This is a genomic window from Actinosynnema sp. NPDC023794 (genome assembly GCF_040639675.1).
Classification (GTDB): Bacteria; Actinomycetota; Actinomycetes; order Mycobacteriales; family Pseudonocardiaceae; genus Actinosynnema; species Actinosynnema luteola.
The window spans coordinates 1-20,130 of sequence record NZ_JBFAFR010000062.1 but is presented as its reverse complement, the minus strand read 5'-3'; the positions used below and the strand labels follow the sequence as shown (position 1 = coordinate 20,130).

The 20,130-nt window shown below is 72.7% G+C and carries 19 protein-coding genes and 1 pseudogene; 19 read left to right on the top strand and 1 reads right to left on the bottom strand.

Annotation, left to right across the window (positions count from 1 at the left end; translation table 11 throughout):
* The 17 genes and pseudogenes from AB0H12_RS44190 to AB0H12_RS44110 all read left to right on the top strand — a co-directional run.
* A partial coding sequence (locus AB0H12_RS44190; RefSeq protein ID WP_499632491.1) for an AMP-binding protein occupies positions 1-2,031 on the top strand: 2,031 nt, incomplete at its 5' end.
* Positions 2,028-2,246 carry an MbtH family protein gene (locus AB0H12_RS44185; protein ID WP_499632488.1) on the top strand — a complete coding sequence of 73 codons (219 nt, stop codon included), beginning with the start codon at positions 2,028-2,030 and terminating at the stop codon, positions 2,244-2,246. The genes AB0H12_RS44190 and AB0H12_RS44185, both read left to right, overlap by 4 nt.
* Positions 2,243-3,718, top strand: coding sequence for an MFS transporter (locus tag AB0H12_RS44180; protein ID WP_499632485.1), 1,476 nt, complete (start codon positions 2,243-2,245; stop codon positions 3,716-3,718). Before AB0H12_RS44185 ends, AB0H12_RS44180 begins: the two co-directional genes overlap by 4 nt.
* A 722-nt stretch (positions 3,719-4,440) precedes the next feature.
* Complete coding sequence (locus tag AB0H12_RS44175; protein ID WP_499632482.1) at positions 4,441-5,913, top strand: AMP-binding protein; 1,473 nt, start codon at positions 4,441-4,443, stop codon at positions 5,911-5,913.
* Between the two features lies 1 nt (position 5,914).
* A complete protein-coding gene (locus AB0H12_RS44170; protein ID WP_499632479.1) occupies positions 5,915-6,181 on the top strand; it encodes a phosphopantetheine-binding protein in 267 nt (88 codons plus the stop codon).
* Positions 6,178-7,185, top strand: a complete 1,008-nt coding sequence (locus AB0H12_RS44165; protein ID WP_499632477.1) for a hypothetical protein — start codon at positions 6,178-6,180, stop codon at positions 7,183-7,185. Before AB0H12_RS44170 ends, AB0H12_RS44165 begins: the two co-directional genes overlap by 4 nt.
* Entirely contained in the window at positions 7,178-8,020 is an 843-nt protein-coding gene (gene trpA, locus AB0H12_RS44160) for a tryptophan synthase subunit alpha (protein WP_499632474.1), read from the top strand. The genes AB0H12_RS44165 and trpA overlap by 8 nt, the downstream gene beginning before the upstream one ends.
* A gap of 13 nt (positions 8,021-8,033) precedes the next feature.
* A complete protein-coding gene (locus AB0H12_RS44155) occupies positions 8,034-8,408 on the top strand; it encodes an ectoine synthase (protein WP_499632471.1) in 375 nt (124 codons plus the stop codon).
* Between the two features lie 49 nt (positions 8,409-8,457).
* Positions 8,458-9,006 (top strand): annotated as a pseudogene (locus AB0H12_RS44150) (acyl-CoA dehydrogenase family protein); the annotation flags it as partial.
* A gap of 106 nt (positions 9,007-9,112) precedes the next feature.
* Complete coding sequence (locus AB0H12_RS44145; protein ID WP_499632497.1) at positions 9,113-9,556, top strand: acyl-CoA dehydrogenase family protein; 444 nt, start codon at positions 9,113-9,115, stop codon at positions 9,554-9,556.
* Positions 9,553-10,269 (top strand): transglutaminase-like domain-containing protein, encoded by a 717-nt coding sequence (locus tag AB0H12_RS44140; protein WP_499632494.1) that lies wholly within the window; start codon positions 9,553-9,555, stop codon positions 10,267-10,269. The genes AB0H12_RS44145 and AB0H12_RS44140 overlap by 4 nt, the downstream gene beginning before the upstream one ends.
* Positions 10,266-11,630 carry a TrpB-like pyridoxal phosphate-dependent enzyme gene (locus AB0H12_RS44135; RefSeq protein ID WP_499632468.1) on the top strand — a complete coding sequence of 455 codons (1,365 nt, stop codon included), beginning with the start codon at positions 10,266-10,268 and terminating at the stop codon, positions 11,628-11,630. The genes AB0H12_RS44140 and AB0H12_RS44135 overlap by 4 nt, the downstream gene beginning before the upstream one ends.
* Positions 11,623-12,300 carry a phosphoribosylanthranilate isomerase gene (locus AB0H12_RS44130; RefSeq protein WP_499632465.1) on the top strand — a complete coding sequence of 226 codons (678 nt, stop codon included), beginning with the start codon at positions 11,623-11,625 and terminating at the stop codon, positions 12,298-12,300. Before AB0H12_RS44135 ends, AB0H12_RS44130 begins: the two co-directional genes overlap by 8 nt.
* Before the next feature lie 14 nt (positions 12,301-12,314).
* Positions 12,315-13,025 carry a beta/alpha barrel domain-containing protein gene (locus tag AB0H12_RS44125; RefSeq protein ID WP_499632463.1) on the top strand — a complete coding sequence of 237 codons (711 nt, stop codon included), beginning with the start codon at positions 12,315-12,317 and terminating at the stop codon, positions 13,023-13,025.
* Positions 13,022-14,407 carry a UbiD family decarboxylase domain-containing protein gene (locus AB0H12_RS44120; RefSeq protein WP_499632460.1) on the top strand — a complete coding sequence of 462 codons (1,386 nt, stop codon included), beginning with the start codon at positions 13,022-13,024 and terminating at the stop codon, positions 14,405-14,407. The genes AB0H12_RS44125 and AB0H12_RS44120 overlap by 4 nt, the downstream gene beginning before the upstream one ends.
* On the top strand, positions 14,404-14,970 hold the full coding sequence (locus AB0H12_RS44115; RefSeq protein WP_499632457.1) for a UbiX family flavin prenyltransferase: 567 nt from the start codon (positions 14,404-14,406) through the stop codon (positions 14,968-14,970). Before AB0H12_RS44120 ends, AB0H12_RS44115 begins: the two co-directional genes overlap by 4 nt.
* Positions 14,971-15,304: 334 nt before the next feature.
* Entirely contained in the window at positions 15,305-16,549 is a 1,245-nt protein-coding gene (locus AB0H12_RS44110) for a transposase (protein WP_499632454.1), read from the top strand.
* Between the two features lie 515 nt (positions 16,550-17,064).
* Here the strand turns inward: AB0H12_RS44110 and AB0H12_RS44105 are convergent.
* Positions 17,065-17,889: a GAF domain-containing protein gene (locus AB0H12_RS44105; protein ID WP_499632450.1), complete on the bottom strand. Its 825-nt coding sequence runs from the start codon at positions 17,887-17,889 to the stop codon at positions 17,065-17,067.
* A gap of 373 nt (positions 17,890-18,262) precedes the next feature.
* Between AB0H12_RS44105 and AB0H12_RS44100 the strand changes: the two genes are divergently transcribed.
* A complete protein-coding gene (locus tag AB0H12_RS44100) occupies positions 18,263-18,649 on the top strand; it encodes an RICIN domain-containing protein (protein WP_499632446.1) in 387 nt (128 codons plus the stop codon).
* A 634-nt stretch (positions 18,650-19,283) separates the two neighbouring features.
* Positions 19,284-19,886: a hypothetical protein gene (locus tag AB0H12_RS44095; protein ID WP_499632443.1), complete on the top strand. Its 603-nt coding sequence runs from the start codon at positions 19,284-19,286 to the stop codon at positions 19,884-19,886.
* The last annotated feature ends 244 nt before the right edge of the window (positions 19,887-20,130 follow it).

Sequence of the window (20,130 nt, the reverse complement as noted above, 5' to 3'; positions counted from 1 at the left end):
TTGGTGCATTCGCCGGTGGCGTTCGACGCGTCGACGTATGAGATCTGGGTTCCGTTGTTGGCGGGTGGCACGCTCGTGCTCGCCCCACCCGGGGAGCTGGACGTCGCCGGCTACACCGCGCTGCTCACCACTGGCGGGGTCACCGCCGCGTGGCTCACCGCGGGCCTGTTCACCCTGCTGGCAAAGGAGGCGCCGGAGGGCTTCGCGGCGCTGCGCCAGGTGTGGACCGGCGGCGACGTGGTGTCGCCCGACGCGGTGCGGCGCGTGCTGGCCGCGTGCCCGGACCTGGTCGTGGTCAACGGCTACGGCCCCACCGAGACCACGACCTTCGCCACGAGCCACCGCGTCATCGGTCCGGACGGCGACACCGTGCCGATCGGTCGGGCGCTCGACGGCGTCGACGTGCGGGTGCTGGACCCCGAGCTGAACCCGGTGCCGCCGGGCGTGCTGGGCGAGCTGTACGTCGCCGGCGCCGGCCTGGCGCGCGGCTACCTGCGCCGGCCGGCCGACACCGCGCAGCGGTTCGTGGCGGACCCGGCGGGCCGATCGGGCGCCCGCATGTACCGCACCGGCGATCTGGCCCTGGTCCGGCGGGACGGGGTCGTGCTGTTCGCCGGGCGGGCCGACCAGCAGGTGAAGCTGCGGGGGTTCCGCATCGAGCCAGCGGAGATCGAGGCCCGGCTGGTCGAGCACCCCGAAGTCGCCGCCGCCGCGGTGCTGGTGCGCGAGGACCGGCCCGGCGACCGGCGGCTGGTGGCCTACGCGGTGGGCGTCGGGCTCGACCCGGAACAGCTGCGGGCGCACCTGACCCGGACCTTGCCGGGCTACGCGGTGCCCGCCGCGGTGGTGCCGGTGGAAGCGCTGCCGCTGACCGCCAACGGCAAGCTCGACCGCCGGGCGCTGCCCGCGCCCGCCTACGCCGCGGGGGGTCGTGAGCCGGCCACCGAAGCCGAACGGCTGCTGTGTGAGCTGTTCGCCGAGGTCTTGGGCGTGCCTCGGGTGGGCGCCGACGACGGCTTCTTCGACCTGGGCGGGCACTCGCTGCTGGCGGTCTCGCTGATCGGGCGCGTGCGTGCCGCGTTCGGCGGGCACCTGGGCATCCGGGAGCTGTTCGAAGCGCCAACGCCCGCCGGGCTAGCCCGGCGCGTGGGTCCCGCCCGGCAGGTCGGCGGCGCGGTCGCCGACCCCCTGGCCGAGGTCCTGCCGCTGCGTGCGACCGGTGCGCTCCCGCCGCTGTTCTGCGTGCACCCCGGCGCGGGCATCGGCTGGTCCTACGCCGGGCTGCTGCGCGACCTGGGCCCGGACCGGCCGGTGTACGCGTTGCAGGCGCCAGGGCTGACCGGCGCCCAGCCGGGCAGCGTGGCCGAGCTGGCCGCGCGGTTCGCCACGCACATCCGCCGGGTCCGGCCGAACGGGCCGTACCACCTGCTCGGCTGGTCCTTCGGCGGTGTCGTCGCCCACGCCGCGGCCGCCGCGCTGCGGGCGGACGGGGCCGAGGTCGGCCTGCTCACCCTGCTCGACGCCTACCCCTCCCGGCCGGGCGAGCGGGCGCCGGAACTCTCGGCGGGGGAGAACCGGCAGGCGGTGCTGGTGTCCCTGGGCTTGGCCTCCCCCGGCTCGGCTTCGCCGGGTGCGGCTCCTCCGGATTCGGCCACCCCCGGGCCCGGGCCGCTCGACGCCCGGCTCACCAGGGCCGACGCCGTCGCGGTGCTGCGGTCGGCGGGCAACCCCGTCGGCGAGCTTGGCGTGGCCGCGGTGGCCGCGGTGGAACGGGTGTTCGCCGCCAACCTCGCCCTGCGCGCCGCCCACGTCCCGGGGCACTACGACGGCGACATCCTGTTCTTCACCGCCACCGCCGGAAAACCCGCCGACGCGCCCACCGCGGACGCCTGGCGGCCCTGGGTCGGCGGCCGGATCGCCGAACACCCCATCCCGGTCGCGCACGGCGCGATGACCGGGCCAACTGCCCTGGCGCGGCTCGGCCCCATGCTGGCCGCGCGGCTCACCGACTCCGAGAGGACCCCGAGATGACCAATCCGTTCGAAGACCCGGACGGCGTCTACCTGGTGCTGGTCAACGACGAGGGCCAGCACTCGTTGTGGCCCGCGTTCCTGGCGGTGCCCGACGGCTGGCACGAGGCCCATCCCCGGGACACCCGCGAGGCGTGTCTGGAGTACGTCGAGCGGAACTGGGTGGACATGCGTCCGCGCAGCCTCATCGACGCCATGACCCCCGACGGCCCGTGACCACCGTGGAGGGTCGCCGCGCCTGGGGCGTGCTGACCGTGCTGTGCCTGGGGCAGTCGCTGGTGCTGCTGAACTCCACCGTGGTCAACGTCGCCGTGCCCGACCTGGCCGCGGACCTGGGCGCCTCGCTGGACGGGGTGCTGTGGGTGGTGAACTCCTACGTCGTGGTGGTGACCGGCCTGCTGCTGGTCACCGCCCGGCTGGGCGACCTGGTCGGGCCGAAGCGGATGTACCTGGCGGGTGTCGCGCTGTTCACCGCCGCGTCGGTGCTGTGCGGCCTGGCCGGGTCGCCGGGGCAGCTCGTCGCCGCCCGGGTAGCCCAAGGGGTGGGCGCGGCGATGCTGTCGCCGCAGTCGCTGTCGATGATCTCGCGCCTGTTCCCGCCGGAGCGGCGTGGCGCGGCCTTCGGCCTGTGGGGCTCCTTCGCGGGCATCTCGGTGGCCATCGCGCCCACGTTCGGCGGGTTGCTGGTGTCGTGGCTGGACTGGCGGTGGGTGTTCCTGGTCAACGTCCCCATCGGCGTCTGCGTGCTGGTCACCGCCGCCGTCGTGGTGCCCGCCGTGCGGGTCGACGGCCGGCGGCGGCTGGACCTGGCCGGGACGGTGCTGGTCACCGCGGCGCTGTTCCTGATCAGCTTCGCGCTGATCGAGGGCGAGCCGCGCGGCTGGGGTTCGGTGTGGGGCCCGGTCACCGTGCCGGTGCTGCTCGGCGTGGGCGTGCTGGCCTTGGTGGGGTTCGCGCTGGTGCAGCGGGGCAGGCAGGCGCGGGATCCGCTGGTGCCGTTCGCGGTGGTGCGCGACCGGGACTTCGTGCTGATGAGCGCGGTGTCGGCGGCCATCGCCTGCGGTGTCGGCGGCACGCTGTTCCTGGTGCTGCTGCACCTGCAGATCGCGGCCGGGATGAGCGCGTTGGCGGCGGGCCTGGTGGTGGCCGCAGCGCCGGCGGTCTCGGCACTGGCCTCGCCGCTGGCGGGCAGGCTCACCGACCGGTTGGACGGCCGTGTGGTGCTGGCCGCGGGGCTGGCGTGCACCGCGCTGGGCGCGGGGTACCTGGCCGCCGTGCTGTCGCCGGGCGCCCGGTGGCCGGTGCTGCTGCCGCCGCTGCTGGTGTTCGGCTTCGGCATGGGAGTGGTGTTCTCCCCGGCCGCGGTCATCGCCATGCGCGCCGTCCCCCCGGAGCTGGCGGGTGCCGCCTCGGGCCTGTTCAACCTGGCTCGGATGAGCGGAACCGCGGTCGGCGGCGCGGCGGTCGGCGCCCTGCTGCAGGCGAGGCTGGGCCGGCCCGACGCCGACCTGGACGCCATCCCGCCCGACGCGTTGGGCGACGCGGTCCGCGTGGTGTTCACCCTGCCGGTGCTCGTGCTGGTGGCCGGCATCGCGCTGACCGCCGCGGCCAGGTCCCGGCCCGCGGAAGGCGTCGGCCCCGACCTGGGTGCCGTACCCGCCCGAGCGGGTGGCACCGCCACCAGGTAGTCGAACAACGGCCCCACCGCGGGCCGTTGTTCGTTTTCCGAGGGAGAAAGCCGGGAGGACGGGCATTCAGGGGGCGCGGCGCGAGTGCCGCGCGGGTCACCGCATCCCATTTTGACCGCCGCGCTGTCACGCAATGAAGTCGAAAGGGCACCTTGGGTGGCATTGTCGGGTCGAGTCTCTTCTGTCGGCAACCGTGATTATTCCTCTTGCAGTGGCCTTGGCGGGCGCTGGAGTGCGGTCATAGGAAATTCGAATACCCGGTCAACCTCAATCCGCCGACATGCGGTCTCGTGGGTTATTGAGAACCGTCGGAGTCGAAATTCCGGAAGGTCGAAATGAGCTGTTCGGGTACTTCGGCAATGCCTGTCGGTGCGGGTGGAGGCGGTCCACTTCGGTGCTCGGGTCCGGTCCAACCTCGGTCAAACGGCCGAATAAACGGCCACCGACGGCGGTATTGTCGGGTTCCCGTCGGCCACGTACGGTTAAGCGGCACCGATCAGTTCGCACAACGGTCCGTTTTCTCCCCGGATGAACCGGGAGAACCATTTCGATTCGACGGAGCGCCTCGGCGGTATTACCGCCGGCGGCTCATCGGCACCACTCGACCAGACCTGCCGAACTCCTCGGCCGCAGCCGCGAGCCGGGTTGGCGGCAGTACCACGACGGGTTTCGCCGCTCACCGGGCGAAGTGCCGTTCCGCACTCAAGGGATGCCCACTCGACATGGCTGCTCACTCACTGGTCAGAGCTCTGACGGCGACGGCCGACCGGGCGCCCGACCACCCCGCCTTGGTCCACGGGGGCGAGGTGATCGGCTACGCCGACCTGGTGCGCCGGGCCGAACTCGCCGCGGCGGGCCTGGACCGCCTCGCGCCGGTCGGTGGCGTGGTCGGGCTGCTCGCGCCGAAGTCCCCGGACTCGGTGGCGGCGGTGCTGGCCTGCCTCGGTCGGGGACGCCCGGTGCTGCTGCCACCGGTCACCCTGGGCGCGGTCACCCTGGCCGCGCTGGTCGATCGCGCCCGGTGCGCGGTCACCCCGACCACCGCGCAGGTCGTGGCGGCCGGCGCGGGGTCCGCCGGACTGCCGCTGGACGGCACGCCGGCCGACCCGGAGGCCGTCGCCCTGCTGCTCACCACGTCCGGCTCCACCGGCGTGCCCAAGGTAGTGCCGCTGGGCGTGGGCGCGGTGGACCGGTTCACCGAGTGGGCGGGCGCCCGGTTCGGCCTGGGGCCGGAATCGGTGGTGCTCAACCACAGCCCGCTCAACTTCGACCTGTGCCTGCTCGACGTGTGGGCCACCTTGAAGCACGGCGGCACCACCGTCCTGGTCGACCCGGCGCGCGGCGCCGACGGCCGCCACCTGACCGAGCTGGTCGAGCGGCACAGCGTCACCCTCGTGCAGGGCGTGCCGCTGCTGTTCCGGCTGCTGGCCGACTACGCCGCGAAGACCGGCGCCACCCATCCCGGCGTCCGCGACGTCCTGCTCACCGGCGAGAGCACGCCCGCGCGGCTGCTGCGCGACCTGCCGGCGCTGTTCCCCAACGCCCGCTTCCACGACGTGTACGGCTGCACCGAGACCAACGACAGCCTCGTGCGCAGCCTGGACGCCGCCGACCTCGCCGCACCGCCCGAGCTGGGCGAGCCGATCCCGGGAGTGGCCGTGCTCGTGCTGGACGAGACCGGCCGGGTCCTGCACGGCGAGGGGGAGGGCGAGCTGTGCGTCGCCACCCCGTTCCAGACCGCCGGGTACCTCGACGAGTCGCTCAACGAGGACCGGTTCACCGGCCACCCGGACGGCGCCGACGGCTTCCGCTACTTCCGCAGCGGCGACCTGGTCCGGCGCACCGCGTCCGGCCGCCTGGTCCTGCTGGGCCGAACCGACCTGCAGGTCAAGGTGCGCGGTGTGCGCACCAACCTCGGCGACGTGGAGCACGTGCTCGCCGAGCACGCCGAGGTGGCCGAGGCGGTCGTGGTGGCGGTGCCCGACCCGGTCGCCGGGCACGTCCTGCACGCCTGGGCGCGCCGGTTGCCCGGAGCGGCCCCCGACGGCCTGGAGCTGCGCCGGCACTGCGCCCAACGACTGCCGCGCACCGCGGTGCCCTCCACCTTCCACATCACCGACGACCCCATCCCGCGCACGTCGACCGGCAAACCCGACCGGCGACTGCTGCTCACCACGAGGACCGCGAAGGACTGACATGGACCGCACTAAGGAAGTCACCGCGTTCATCTGCGCCGAGTTCGCCCCCGACATCCCGGTGGCATCGCTGCCCGGCGACTACGACCTGGTCGCGGGAGGGGTGGTCGACAGCCTCGGACTCCTCAAAATCATCGCTTGGTTGGAGAGCGCGCACGGCGTCGCCGTGGAGGACATCGACCTGGACCCCGACAGCTTCCGCACGGTCAACGCCATCACCGCGTTCATTGAGCAGGGCCTGCGCCCGGAGGGGATCGGATCGAGATGACCGAGCCGTTATCGGCCCTGGTCCGGAGCGCCCCGGTGGACCACGGGACCTGGGCCGCCTGGTGGGACCGCCTCGACGCGGGCTCGCTCGACCCCGCCGAAGCCGCCGCCGTGCTGGCCGCCACCTCGGTCCGGATGCCCGACCCCGGCACCACCCGGGCGTTCGTCGCCTCCCTGCGGGAGCGCGTGCCCGACCCCGGCCCCGTCATCCCCGGCGCGGTCAACGTCGTCGGCTCCGGCGGTGGTCGGGCCACGTTCAACATCTCCACCGCGGCGGCGTTCGTGGCCGCCGCGCTGGGCGTGCGGGTGGTCAAGACCGGCTCGCGCGGCCACTCCAGCCCGGTGGGCGCGACGGATCTGCTGGAGCTGCTCGGCGTGCGCCCCGCCCGGACACCGGATGAGCTGGCCGCATCCCTCGACCGGTTCGGCCTGGCCTTCGCGGGCCGCTACGCCTACCCGCCGCACCTCACCCGGCTGGCACGACTGGTGGCGCCGCTGGGGATGCGGGCCGTCGGCGGCTTCGTCAACGCGGTGGGGCCGTTCCTGGCGAACGTCCCGGTGGCCGCGCAGCTCACCGGTGTCGCCGACCCGGCGGCCGTGCCCGCGCTGTCGGCCCTCGCCGCCGACCACCCCGGCCGGGCCTGGTTGTGCCACAACGACTTCGGCGCCGACGAGCTGATCGGCTTCGTCCGCAACACCGTGCACGAGCCCGGCGCCGACCTGTTCACCATCGAGCCGGTCACCGCGCACGGAGAACCCGCCGACCTCGTCCAGGCGCCCGACCGCGCCGGGGTCGTGGACCGCTTCACCGCGGTGCTGTCCGGACGCGCCTCCGTCGCGGCGGTGGACACCGTGTGCCTCAACGCCGCCGCCCTGGCAGTCCTCGGCGGGGTGGAGGCGGACCTGGCCCGTGCGCTGTCGGCCGCGCGGGACGCGGTCGCCGGCGGCGCGGCGGTGGACCTGCTGCACCGGACCTGCGGCCGGACCGCGGTCGCCCATGCCTGAGCACCCGGCGGCGCGGACCGGCCGCTTCTTCGACCGAGTACCCGCCGGGGACATCGGCCTCGCGGTGTTCCTCAACGCGGGCGACCCACCGCTGCCGGTGCTGCGCGAGCTGCTGCCCGCCCTGGACGAGGCCGGCGTGGACTGCCTGGAGCTGGCGGTGCCCTTCCCCGACTCCCCGACCGACGGCCCGGCCGTCCAGCGCTCGGCGCGGCGCGCCTTGGACCGGGGCGTCGGCCTCACCGAGGTGCTCGACCTGCTGGCCGAAGTGCGCGGCGGCCTGCGCCGCACGCGCATCGCGCTGCTCGCCGACTGGGCGCACACCGTGCGACCGACCCCGATCGCGAGCTTCGTGGCGACCGTCGCCGACTCGGCCGCCGACGGCCTGCTGGTGCACGCCCTGCCGCCGCGGCTGCGCGCCGACTACCTCGACGCGGCGGCGACCCACCACCTGCCGGTGGTGGCCACCTGCTACGCCCAATCCTCCCCGACCACCCGCGCCGACGCCCGGCTCCACGCGTCCGCCTACCTCTACCTGGTCGCACACCGCGGCCGCAGCGGGCTGCGCCCCGCCGACGGCTTCACCGCCCTGGCGCCCACCATCCACGAGCTGCGCGGCGCGGCGCCGGTCGCGGTCGGCTTCGGCGTCCGCACGGCCGCCGACCTGTGGTCGCTGGCCGCCGCGGGGGCGGACGCCGCCGTCGTGGGCAGCGCTGCGGTCGACCGCGTCGAGCACTGCCGGGCCACCGGCGGCGACGTGGTGGCCGAACTGACCGACTGGGTCGCGGCGCTGCGCCCGTCCACCGTACCCACCGGCGGCCCTACCGCCGCCTCCTGAGAAGGGGAAGACCATGATCGTTCGGACGCTGGCCGAGGCCGTGGCCGTGAACTGGGGCAACGGAGTGAGCAGGCGGTTCCTGTTGGCCGCCGACGGCATGGGCTACACCGTGACCGACACCACCGTCACGGCGGGCACCAAGTCGCGCCTGGAGTACCGCAACCACCTGGAGGCCTGCTACTGCATCGAGGGCAGCGGCGAGGTCGTCGACGCCGAGGGGAGCTCGTTCCCCATCTCTCCCGGCACGCTGTACGCGCTGGACAACCACGACCCGCACTTCCTGGTCGCGTCGCCCCACGAGGACCTGAGGCTGATCTGCGTGTTCGCCCCCGCCCTGCGCGGGGACGAGCGGCACAGCCTCGACTCGGCCACGTACTCCCACTACTGAGCCGACCGTGATCACCTGGAGCACGGCGCAGCGGGAGCTGCGGGCGGGGATGGCGCGGTGGTCGGCCGCCCTGAGCGACGGCCACCTGGAGCGGGACGCCGAGGCGGGCTTCCCACAGGACAAGTGGAAGCTGGTGTGCGAGAGCGGGATGCTGCGGCTGCCGTTCGAGCAGCGGTGGGGCGGGCTCGGCCAAGACCTGGCGACCACGATGTACGTCCTGGAAGGACTCGGGGAGGGCTGCCGCGACGGCGGGCTCGGGTTCTCGGTGTCCACGCACGTGGTCAGCACCGGGATCGCGTTGCAGCGGTTCGGCTCGTCCGCCCTCAAGGACCGGTTCCTGCCCGCGGTCTGCGACGGTGCGAGCATCGGGGCGCACGCCATCTCCGAACCCGACAGCGGGTCCGACGCCTTCGCGATGCGCACCAAGGCGGTGCGCGACGGCGACCGCTTCGTGCTCAACGGCGTCAAGGCGTTCGTCAGCAACGGACCGGTGGCCGGCCTGTTCGTGGTCTACGCGCGCACCCACCCCTCGGGCGGTCCGCTGGGCACCACGGCGTTCCTCGTCGAGCGCGACACGCCCGGACTGCACGTGGGCGGCCCCGTCGACAAGATGGGGCTGCGCACCTCACCGCTGTCGGAGGTCTACTTCCAGGACTGCGCGGTGCCCGCCGGCCACGTGGTCGGCCGGGTCGGCGGGGGGGTTCATGGTGCTGGACCACGTGATGAAGCGGGAGATCCTGCTCTCCTTCGCCATCACGCTGGGCGCGATGGAGCACCGGTTGACCCGGTGCGTGGCCTACGCTCGCGAACGCACCGCCTTCGGCGCGCCGATCGGCTCCTACCAAGCCGTCTCGCACCGGATCGCGGACATGAAGATCGGCGTGGAGACCTCGCGCAAGTGGCTCTACGACACCGCGTCGAGGCTGATGGCGGGCGAGGACGTCACCGCCGACATCGCGATGACCAAGCTGGTGGTCAGCGAGCACAACACCGCCTCCGCGCTGGCCGCAGTGCAGATCTTCGGCGGCAACGGCTACCTGAGCGAGTACGGGGTGGAGAAGGACCTGCGCGACGCGGTCGCGGGCACCGTCTACTCCGGGACGTCCGAGATCCAGCGCAACCGCATCTGCTCCACGCTCGGCCTGTGACCGCTCGGCTCGCGACCAGGGGGACGACCATGCCCACACCCACCCTCGACCCCACCCACCACGTCGACCACGACTCGCCGGCGGTCCGGGACTTCCTGGACCGGCACCTGCCGGACCGGTCGGTCCCGGCGGGCCGAGCCGCGGTGGCGCTGTACTACGCGGTGCGCGACCACGTGCGCTACGAGGTCTACGGCGCGGACCTGTCCCGCACCGGCCTCACCGCGAGCGCGGTCGCCACCACCGGCTCGGGCATATGCCTGCACAAGTCGCTGCTCTACGCCGCGCTGCTGCGCGCGGTCGGCGTGCCCAGCAGGCTGGTGCTCACCGACGTGCGCAACCACCTGGCCTCCGACCGACTGCGCGCGCTGGTGGGTGGCGACGTGTTCCGGTTCCACTGCCTGACCGCGGTCCACCTGGACGGCGGCTGGGTGCGCGCCACCCCGGTGTTCAACCGGACGCTGTGCCGGCTCTACCGCATCGCGCCGCTCGAGTTCGACGGCACCGCGGACAGCGTGCACCATCCCCACGACCTCGCCGGCCGCCGGAGCATGGAGTTCCTGCACGAGCACGGCGAGTTCGACGACCTCCCCTACGACCTCGTCATCGCCGGCCTGCGCGCCGCACACCCCGCCCTGCTCGCCGAGGGTGACCGGGTGGCGCGCGGATCGCTGGTGGTCGAGTCACCCGTCGTCCACGACCGGAGAGTGCAATGAGCGAGCGCACCAAGTACCTGCTCGACGAGCAGGACATCCCGACCCACTGGTACAACCTGGCCGCCGACCTGCCCGACCTTCAGCCCCACCTGCACCCCGGCACCGGGCAGCCCGTCACGGTGGATGACCTGCTGCCGATCATGCCTCGTGCGCTGGCCGAGCAGGAGCTCGGCACCGAGCGGGAGGTGCCGATCCCCGACCGGGTCCGCGAGCTGTACGGCATCTGGCGGCCCACGCCGCTGTTCCGCGCCCGGCGCCTGGAGCGCGCCTTGGACACCCCGGCGCGCATCTACTACAAGTACGAGGGCGTCAGCCCGGTCGGCAGCCACAAGCCCAACACCGCCATCCCGCAGGCCTACTACAACAAGGAAGCCGGTGCGGAGCGGCTGGCCACCGAGACCGGCGCCGGGCAGTGGGGCTCGTCCCTGTCGTTCGCCGCCGCTCTGTTCGACCTCCAGGTGCAGGTCTACATGGTCAAGGTGAGCTACCACCAGAAGCCCTACCGCAAGATGCTGATGGAGACCTACGGAGCGCGGTGTGTGGCCAGTCCCAGCGACGAGACCGCAGCCGGCCGGCGCGTGCTGGAGCAGGACCCGGAGTCCTCGGGCAGCCTCGGCATCGCCACCTCCGAGGCGCTGGAGGTCGCGCTGGCCGACCCGCGCACCAACTACGCGGGCGGCAGCGTGCTCAACCACGTGCTGCTGCACCAGACGGTCATCGGGCGAGAGGCCATCGCGCAGATGGGGCTCGCCGAGGACTACCCGGACGTGGTCGTCGCCTGCGCGGGCGGCGGCAGCAACCTGGGCGGGCTGGCGTTCCCCTTCCTGGGCGACGTGCTCACCGGCGGCGCGAAGGTGCGGGTGGTCGCGGCGGAGCCCGCGGCGTGCCCGACGCTCACCCGCGGCAAGCTGGCCTTCGACTTCGGCGACACCGCCGGGCTGACCCCGCTGCTGCGCATGCACACGCTGGGGCACTCCTTCGTGCCGCCGTCGTTCCACGCCGGCGGCCTGCGCTACCACGGGATGGCGCCGCTGGTCAGCGCGGCGCTGGACGCGGGGCTCGTCGAGGCGGTCGCGCTGGAGCAGACGCGCTGCTTCGCCGCCGGGGTCGCCTTCGCCCGCGCCGAGGGAGTGGTGCCCGCGCCGGAGTCCACGCACGCCATCGAGGCCGCCGTGCGGGAGGCGCTGCGCTGCAAGGTGGAGGGCCGGGCCGAGACCATCCTCTTCGGACTGTCCGGGGTGGGCCACTACGACCTGTCGGCCTACGAGGCGCACCTGTCCGGCGCGCTGCGTGACGAGCCGTTCGACCAGGCGGGCGTGGAGGCCGCGCTGGCCGGTCTGCCGGAGCCGGTCCATGCCTGACCGCGCCCTGCTCAAGGTCTGCGGCGCCGTGCGTGCCGCCGACCTCGAGCTGCTGGCGGGCGCGGGCGCGGACCTGGTCGGGCTGTGGCACGGCGTCCCCGGCGGGCACGCCGAGCTGGACTCCCGCGCGCTGCGCGCGTTGGCCGCGGTCCGGGGCGAACCGCGACCGGTGCTGGTGACGCTCGAACCGTCTGCCGCCGTGCTCGACCGCGTCCTGACCGAGTCCGGTGTGTCCGCCGTCCAGCTCCACGGCTACCAGCCGCCGGGCGTGGTGCGGGCGCTCAAGCGCGCCGAGCCGTGCCGGTTGGTAATCAAGGTGCTGCACCTGCACGGCACGCGCTGCCCGGAACGGCCGCTGCTCGGCGCCTACGAACGCGCCGGGGTCGACCTGGTGCTGTTCGACCCGACCGCGTCGGACGGCCGGGTCGGCAGCACCGGGCGCCACGCCGACCCGGCCGCGCTGCTCGCGCTGGCGCGGGAGGTCGACCTGCCGTTCCTGGTCGCGGGCGGCGTGCGCCCCGGCGTAGCCGGGCAGTTCTCCGAGGTCCGCGCCCTGCCGGGGTTCGCGGGCGTGGACGTGGACAGCGGCGTGCGCGACCTGGCGGGCGCGCTGGACGCCGGCCGGGTGCGGGCGGTCCGGCAGGAGTGGTCGGCCGCCGCGGCGGCCTGAGGAGAGGGGCAATCGTGAAGTCCACCTTCACCGCCGCCCTGCGCGCATCGACCACCCCGGTGATAGCCGAGGTCAAGGTGCGCGGCGGGGACGGCACGCAGTTGCTGCGCGGCAGGTCGGTCGCCGACGTGGTGGCCGCCTACCACGAGGCAGGCGCCGCGGCGCTGTCCGTGGTCACCGGCCGGTGGTTCGGCGGGACCTGCGAGCTGCTGCACGAGGTGGCATCGCGGACCGACCTGCCGTTGTTGCGCAAGGACTTCGTAGTGGGACGGGCACAGCTGCGGCGGACGAAGGAACTGGGCGCATCGGCGGTGCTGCTCACCGCCCGCCTGCTGCCCGCGGGCAGGCTGCCCGAGCTGGTCCACCAGGCGCTGGAGCTGGACCTCACCCCGTTCGTCGAGGTCGCCGACGAGACCGAGATCGCCGGGCTCGGCGCCGTGGCCCCCGACTGCGTGGTGGCGGTGAACAACAGCGACATCGCTACCCGGGAGACCGCCGGCGACCCTGGCCGCGACCTGCGGCTGCTGCCCGCCGTGCTGGGCACCGGCACCGCCTTCCCGGTCAGCGCGGGAGGGATCGACGACCCCGCCCGCGCGGCTCGGCTGCTGGCGGCCGGCTACACCGGGCTGCTGGTGGCGACCGCGCTGCTGACCGCCGACCACCCCGCGGCCTGGTTCGCGGACCTACGCCGGAACCTGACCACCGAACACCGGGAGAGCCCATGAGACCCACCTCGGTCCGCGACGCGCTGGCCACGCTGCCGGACGTGCCCGAGGTCGATTCGGTGCGCCTGGACCGGGTGGCCAGGCACTACGCGCGCCACTACGCGGGTGTCCCCGCCACGTCCTCCTCCCGCACCGAGGAAGCCGTGCTCTACCGGCCGCCCGACGCCGGCCTGCCGGTGCTGCTGGGCCTGTACGGCAGCGCCGACCGGCTGCGGAGCTGGCTGCCGGGCCTGCCGACCCGGGTCAACCCCGAGTCCGCCGCGGCCGTGTTCGACGCCGCGGTGCGGCCGGTGCGCGTGCCGGACCGGCGCGAGCGGCGCGACATCGACCTGGGCGCGCTGCCGATCCTGCGTACCACGCCCCGCGACGCGGGCCCGTACGTGACCCTCGGCCTCGTGCACGCCGGCGACCCGGACGGCCGGTGCGCGCTGTCCGCGCACCGGATGCTGGTGCTGGGCCCGGACCGGCTCGCGGTGTGGATGCTGCCTGGCCGGGCGCTGCGGGCGCTGCACGAGGCGGCCACGCGCCGCCGCCGACGGCTCCCGGTGAGCGTCAACATCGGCGCGCCGCCCGCCGCGGTCGTCGCCTCCGCGCTGACCACCACCGCACTCGCCGGGCGGGACAAGCTCGCCGTCGCCGGAGCGCTGGCGGGCGGACCCGTCGCGCTGACCGACGCGGCCACCCAGCCCGTGCCCGTGCTGGCCGACTCGGAGATCGTGCTAGAGGGCTACCTCGACCACACCACCGCCGACGAGACCCTGGGCCGGGCGGTGGGCGCGTCGATGCCGGAGTTCCTCGGCTACGACGGCGGCGGGCAGCCGGACCTGCCGGTGCTGACCGTCACCGGCGTGACCACCCGGCCCGACCCGCTCTACCAGGCGGTGATCGGACCGGGCCGGGAGCAGGCGGTCATCCTCGGCACGGCGGGGGAGCTGTGCGCCGCGGTCGCGGGTGACCACGACTGGGAGCTGATCAGCGACCTGCACTACACCCCGGCGGGTGGCGGGATGCTGACCCTGATCGTGGCCGTGCGCCGCGACTCGCCCCGCTCGGAGGGCAGGCTCAAGCACATCGCCCGCCGGATGTTCGACGGGCACCCGTTCCTCAAGCTGGTGGTGTTCACCGACACCGACGTGGACATCCGCTCGCCGGAGGACGTGCTGTGGGCGATCACCACCAGGTGCAACCTGTCCACCGACTGCGTGACCTACGGCGGCTACCGGGCGCTGCGCATGGACCCGTCGCAGACCGAGCAGTGGGCGCAGGCGCGGGGCCGGGACGGCGGTGCGGACCGCACGTTCATCGACGCCACCGTGCCGCACCGCCTGCGCGCGGCGGCGAGCCGCAGCTTCGGGCGCGGGCTGGACGGGGTGGTGCGATGAGGCTCGTGGTGGCGATCACCGGTGCTACCGGCTCGATCCTGGGCGTCCGAATGCTGGAGGTGTTGCGCGAGCTGGGGGTGGAGACGCACCTGGTGCTCAGCAAGTGGGGTCGGGCGACCCTGGAGCTGGAGACCGACCGCACGGCCGTCGACGTGCTCGCCCTGGCCGATCGGGTGTGGGCGCCCGGCGACGCCACCGCGGCCATCGCCAGCGGCTCGTTCCCGACCGACGGCATGGTCGTCGCTCCGTGCAGCATGAAGACGCTGGCCGCGATCCGCGCGGGCTTCGGCGACGGCTTGGTGGCGCGGGCGGCGGACGTGACGATCAAGGAGCGGCGCAGGCTCGTGCTCGTGCCGAGGGAGCTGCCGCTGTCGGAGATCCACCTGGAGAACATGCTGGGGCTGGCCAGGATGGGTGTGGTGCTCGCCCCGCCGATGCCCGCTTTCTACACCAAGCCGACCTCGGTGGGTGACATTGTGGACCACGTGACGGCGCGGGTGCTCGACCAGTTCGGCCTGTCGATGCCCGACGCGACCCGGTGGACGGGCCGCCCACCGCGCTGACCACGCCGTTCCCGCGGGCGGACCCGGACCGGTCACCGCGCCGGGTTCCGCACCGCTTCACCGTGGCGCTTCCAGCACCTACGGCGTCCAAGCCCTCAACACCCACCACCCCGGAGAATGGGTGGCTACAGATCTTGAAAGACCAGGGTTGATCGTGTAGTTCCCGGCGTGTCCTGCGGGGTCGTGATCGGCGTGTGGTCTACGCAGGAGTGATGCGGTACGCGGATGGCGGTGGTCTGTCCGAGCGGGGCAGGGCCAAATGATCCTCCCCTGGTTGTTCGGAGTCGGGTTACTGGATGATCACTCGTCTCAGTAGCCCGGAGGACAGTCCACGATGCCCAAGAGGTACCCATCTGAGTTCCGGCGCAAGGTGCTCGACCTGGTCGCGTCCGGTCGCCGTGTCGCGCAGGTCGCGGCGGATCTCGACATCAGCGAGCAGGTGATCTACCCGAACGGCCACACCCGCAGCTACCTCGTGATCTGGGGCGGCCCGTACGTCGGCGCGGCGATCTGCCACGACTGGACCACCGCGTCGGCGTGCGCAGGCGTGCCCAACCCGATCACCCACCCGACCGTGAACGGCGGTGTCACCCGCGACTACGGCTACACCTACGACACCCCGACGGGCTGCATGATCGGCCTCGGCGACGCGGGCGTGCTGTTCTCGATGGACCCGCTCACCGACGCGTCGCCGTGCGTCCGCTCCGGCGGCCAGGTCTCGCTCACCCCGGGCGACTTCTACTGCGACGGCGCGTCCGGCCATGTGCAGGGGTACGGCTCCGCGCGGCTCGTCGGCGTCACACCCGGCAACGTCGACTTCGGCGCGTCCCGCGTGACCGTGGTCGACCAGGACGGGGTGACCGTGGCCACGCCCGGCTTCGCACCCGACGGCACGGTCGACCTCAGCGGCGTCTCACCGACCGCGCACCCGACGATTTCCGTCACCACCATGTCGGTGCTGAACAACGGCGCGGACTTCGGCGGCGGCAACCAACCGAGCCTGGTCGTCGGCTTCACCGGAGACCCGCCGCAGGTGTGCTTCCGCACCACGACCAGCGCCGACTGCGCCGTGGCCGACGTGTCGAACACCGCTACCGGAACCGACACCACCGGCGCGTTCAGCTCCAAGACCGTCACCGTCCCCGTCGCGCCTGGGCCGGCCTGCCAGCCGGTCGTCACGGTGAACAAGGAGATCTGCGCCTCGAAGACCGCCTCCCACTGCGGCCCCAAAGGCTCGGGACCGTGGGCCAAGAAGGCCCCGGTGGGCACGCTGGGCCTACTCAACGCGACCGCCTACTGGCAGATCACGGTGACCAACCAGGGCCCGGTGGTCATCACCGACGCGCGAGTCGTGGACTACGAGGAGCCCGCGTGTGAAGCCGCCGCCGGGACCTTCACCCTGCAACCGGGGGAGACCAAGCGCTTCTACTGCTCGACCTACGCCGTGCTGACCCTGTTCCCGCTGACCAACCAGGCGAAGGCGAGCTACACGCCGCGCAACGCGCCCGCCGACACCCCGCCGTCCTACTCGGCGTGGTCCTCGGCGACTGCCTGCTCCCTGCTCTGCCTGCTGGGCTGACCGGACCGGGGGATGGACCACCGTCCCCCCGGTCTACTCGCCCACACCCCGGCGCGTGCTCGGCGACGGATCATTCACCGAGTTCGCACGGGACTACCTGAGTGCTCCCCTCGCGCAGCTGCACGTTCGAGATGCTCGCGCGGGGTTCGTCGATCACCTGGCCGCCACCCGTCCGGACACGGTGCCGGGGAGCGAGAGTCCCGGGTCGACCTGCTGCTCGACGTCGTCCGGTTCGAGCGGGCCTTCACCGAGGCGCACGCCGCGGTCAGCGCGGAACTGCGCGAGCCGCCACTTGCCGCGCCGGCGCAGGAAGCCCGGGGCTGGACCGGTATCTCCGTGTCCTCTGTGGAGTGCTGTTCCTCAAGACCGTCGACGTCACGCCCCACCCGAGTTGGGCCTGCACCTGGTCTGTGACAACTACGCCACCCACAAGACGCCCGAGATCAAGACCTGGCTCAACGAATCAACGGACTCGGGACACTAGGTATGGGCTGCTGGTGCGACAGGTCAGCGTATTAGGGCGTGCGCGTCGTTCCGGCGGTGCGGCGCTTCGCGGCTCGCAGGTAGCGCTCCAGTCCGTTGAGCTTCTGGTCGGCGATGAACGTCGACCTCTCGTTGATGATGACGTCTTCGGCGTGCCGGATGCAGCCCCATGCTGAGTCGCCCCACGGATCGGCGACCTTGACCTCGACGGGGTTGTCGCAGGGGCTCGACAAGCCGAGCTGGCACGTCCGGGGGTGCTCGGCGTCGAGGTGGTCGGCCGCGAGGTGGCGCAACTGGCCCGCCAGCTTCGCCGACGCGGTGGCGTGCGCTCCGGAAGCCTCGTCCAGGCCGCGTTCGGCGCGCACCGCCTGGATGGCGGCCAGGCGCAACTCCAGTTGGTCGGCGACGATCCCGGCAAGCGCGGTGAGCGTCGCGACCTGGGTGTCGGTGACCTCGCGGGGTTCGCGGTCGATCACGTTGACCGTGCCCAGCCGGTGCCCGTCGCCGGTGATGATCGGCGCGGCGGCGTAGAAGCGCAGGCCCAGCTCGCCGCGCACCAGCGGGTGGTCCAGGGTGCGGGGGTCGACCGCACCGTCGTTCACCACGTACGCCTCGTCCTGCAACACGGCCGAGGCGCACAGGCCGGGCTCGGTGCCGATCTGGGTGACGCCCGACAGACCGTGGCAGGCCGCGAACCACACGCGGTCGACGTCCACGATCGTCACGGTCGCGATCGGTGTGCCGAAGACCTGCGCGGCCACGCGGGCGACGCTGTCGAAACTACCGTCGGCGGGCGCGTCCAGAATGTGGTAGCGATGGACCGCCGACAGACGCTCTGGATCGGTGTGGGTGGGCACACCGGCAACGGTAACCGAGGATCACCGCAGGTCCGGACCGCGAACAATCTTGTGACCGTGCCGCGTGCCACGTTTGACGACCGACAGCAGTGGGCAAGCGGATCGCCGTGTGTTGTCGAACGGGCAGGTGGAACGCCGTAGCGCGGTCAACCTCGGCGCATGTCGATCAGTGCCTTATCAGTGAAGCCGGTGCCTTCCTGACCGATGTAGACCAGGTCCGCCCGGACGGGCGTAACTCTGACAGGTGATCGCGGTGGAACGGCGGTGTGAACCTTGCTGCGCCTGCCAGCGGACGGGTGAAGGTTGGTGGCCGAGTACGTGCCACCCGCCATTGGAGGATCGAACGACGTCCCATGCCACCGCCCGCAGCGCCATGACCACCGCCTTCGCCGCGCTGGTCGCCTCGGCGACCACCGCCACTGCGGCGACCGACCCCTACGAATACCTGATCGTCCCGGTGCACAGCGAGAAGTGCCTCGACGTGCTGGACGCAGACCCCGGTGACGCCGCCGACATCGTCCAGTGGACGTGCGACGGCCGGGTGAGCCAGCGCTTCTCCGCCGCACCCGCGGACGGCGGTCCCGCCCAGCGGTGGCGGGTGGAGGGTGGGGCTGCCCACGGGTACGGGATCGTGTCCGACGACACCGGTTTGTGCCTAGAGGTGGAGTTCGCCTCCCTCGAGGACGGAGCCGAGGTCCGCCAGTACCCCTGCCACGGCCAGGCCAACCAGCGCTTCTCCTTCGACGACGTGCCCGCGTAGCGCCAGACGGCCGCAGGTGGTTGCGGCGACAGTGGAACCGCCGCGTTCAACGCTGTCGGTGTAGGTGGTTGGGAGGTGCCTCGACCCGTACACCGGCGAATCAACGAGCCGAATTGCTCCGACCTGTCGGAGGACGAGCCGGCGCGATTCCGCCGGTCGGTCAGCGGTCGAAGTGGAAGAGCCCCGTCGGCTCCACCGCACCAGGATTCCGGCGACGGCACTGCGACAAGGGGCGGGTGATGATCGCTCGGGCCACCTGTGATCGCTGACGTTGAAGCCCAGCGGCCACCGCTGCTGTTCCCGTGTCGCGATCGTGAACGACTCCGACCGAGCCTGTGCCCCCTGCTGTCGATCCGTCGCCGGTGCGTGGTCAGTTCCGTACAAGGAGCTGCAGGTGTGAACTGCACAGGTCGACCGCGGATGGGTTGAAAAGCACACGAAGCTGCCGGCGATGGTGTTGCTCTTGCTCGAGAGGTCATCCCAGGAGCTTCACCACATCTCCACCACGGTCACCACCCACGACGCCAGGTCGAAAGAGTCCGGGGTGTCTGCGCCACTGCGGAGCATGACGGTGTCGTAACACCGTCGCCGCCTGCGGCGACCGACCGGTATGCACCGTGCCATTCCTGCTGCCTTGGCCATCGTCGCTGCCCTGTCCGCCGCGTGCACGTCGACACCGGATGCCGCGCCCGCCGGCGACACCGCCGCCGCGTCATCGACGACGTCGGCGACATCCACGACGAGCACCGCCGCCGCGTCCGCCATCTCGCCCCGCGGCCTGGAGGTGAAGGCCGTCGGGCAGTCGGCCAGTGTGACCAACGCAGAGGGTGTCGTCCTGGGCCGATTCACGCTCGGCGCCGTCACGGTGGACGGTCCTTGCGCCGGCCGGTTCTCGCGGCCGGCGCAGCACGGACACATGATCCTGCTCTCGATCCACCTCGACATGTCGCCGATGGCGACCGCCAACAGCTGGTCCATCCGCCCGGAGGACTTCGCCCTCGTGGGCCCGAGCGGCGTCACCGCGACCAGCCTCCGCACCGCGGCGTCGGATGCCTGCCTGCCGGACGATGAGCGGTTGCCGATGGGGCCGTACGAGCCGATCCGGAAGTACGTCGGCCGGCTCGCCCTCGACGCCCCGCACGCGAGCGGGACGATCACCTACCAGCCCTCCGGCATGGCAGGGCCCGTCAACATGAAAGGCGGCGTCGGATGGGAGTGGGCCGTACCCCAATCCTGACACCGCGCCGCCATGTAGACGAGCTCGATCTTGAGCGTGGAGAAGAGGTTCTCCATCAGGGCATTGTCGTACGAGTCGCCGACCTACCCCATCGAAGGCAGGATTCCGTTGTCCGCCAACCGTTCCGCGAACCGGAAGGCCGTGTAGGTGGCGGATTCAACTGGTCGTCGCAACACCTCGATGGCGGAGGTGTCGGGTGGGGCGGTCAGCGGGTTGGGTGACGAGGGTGACGGGGCGTCCGGCG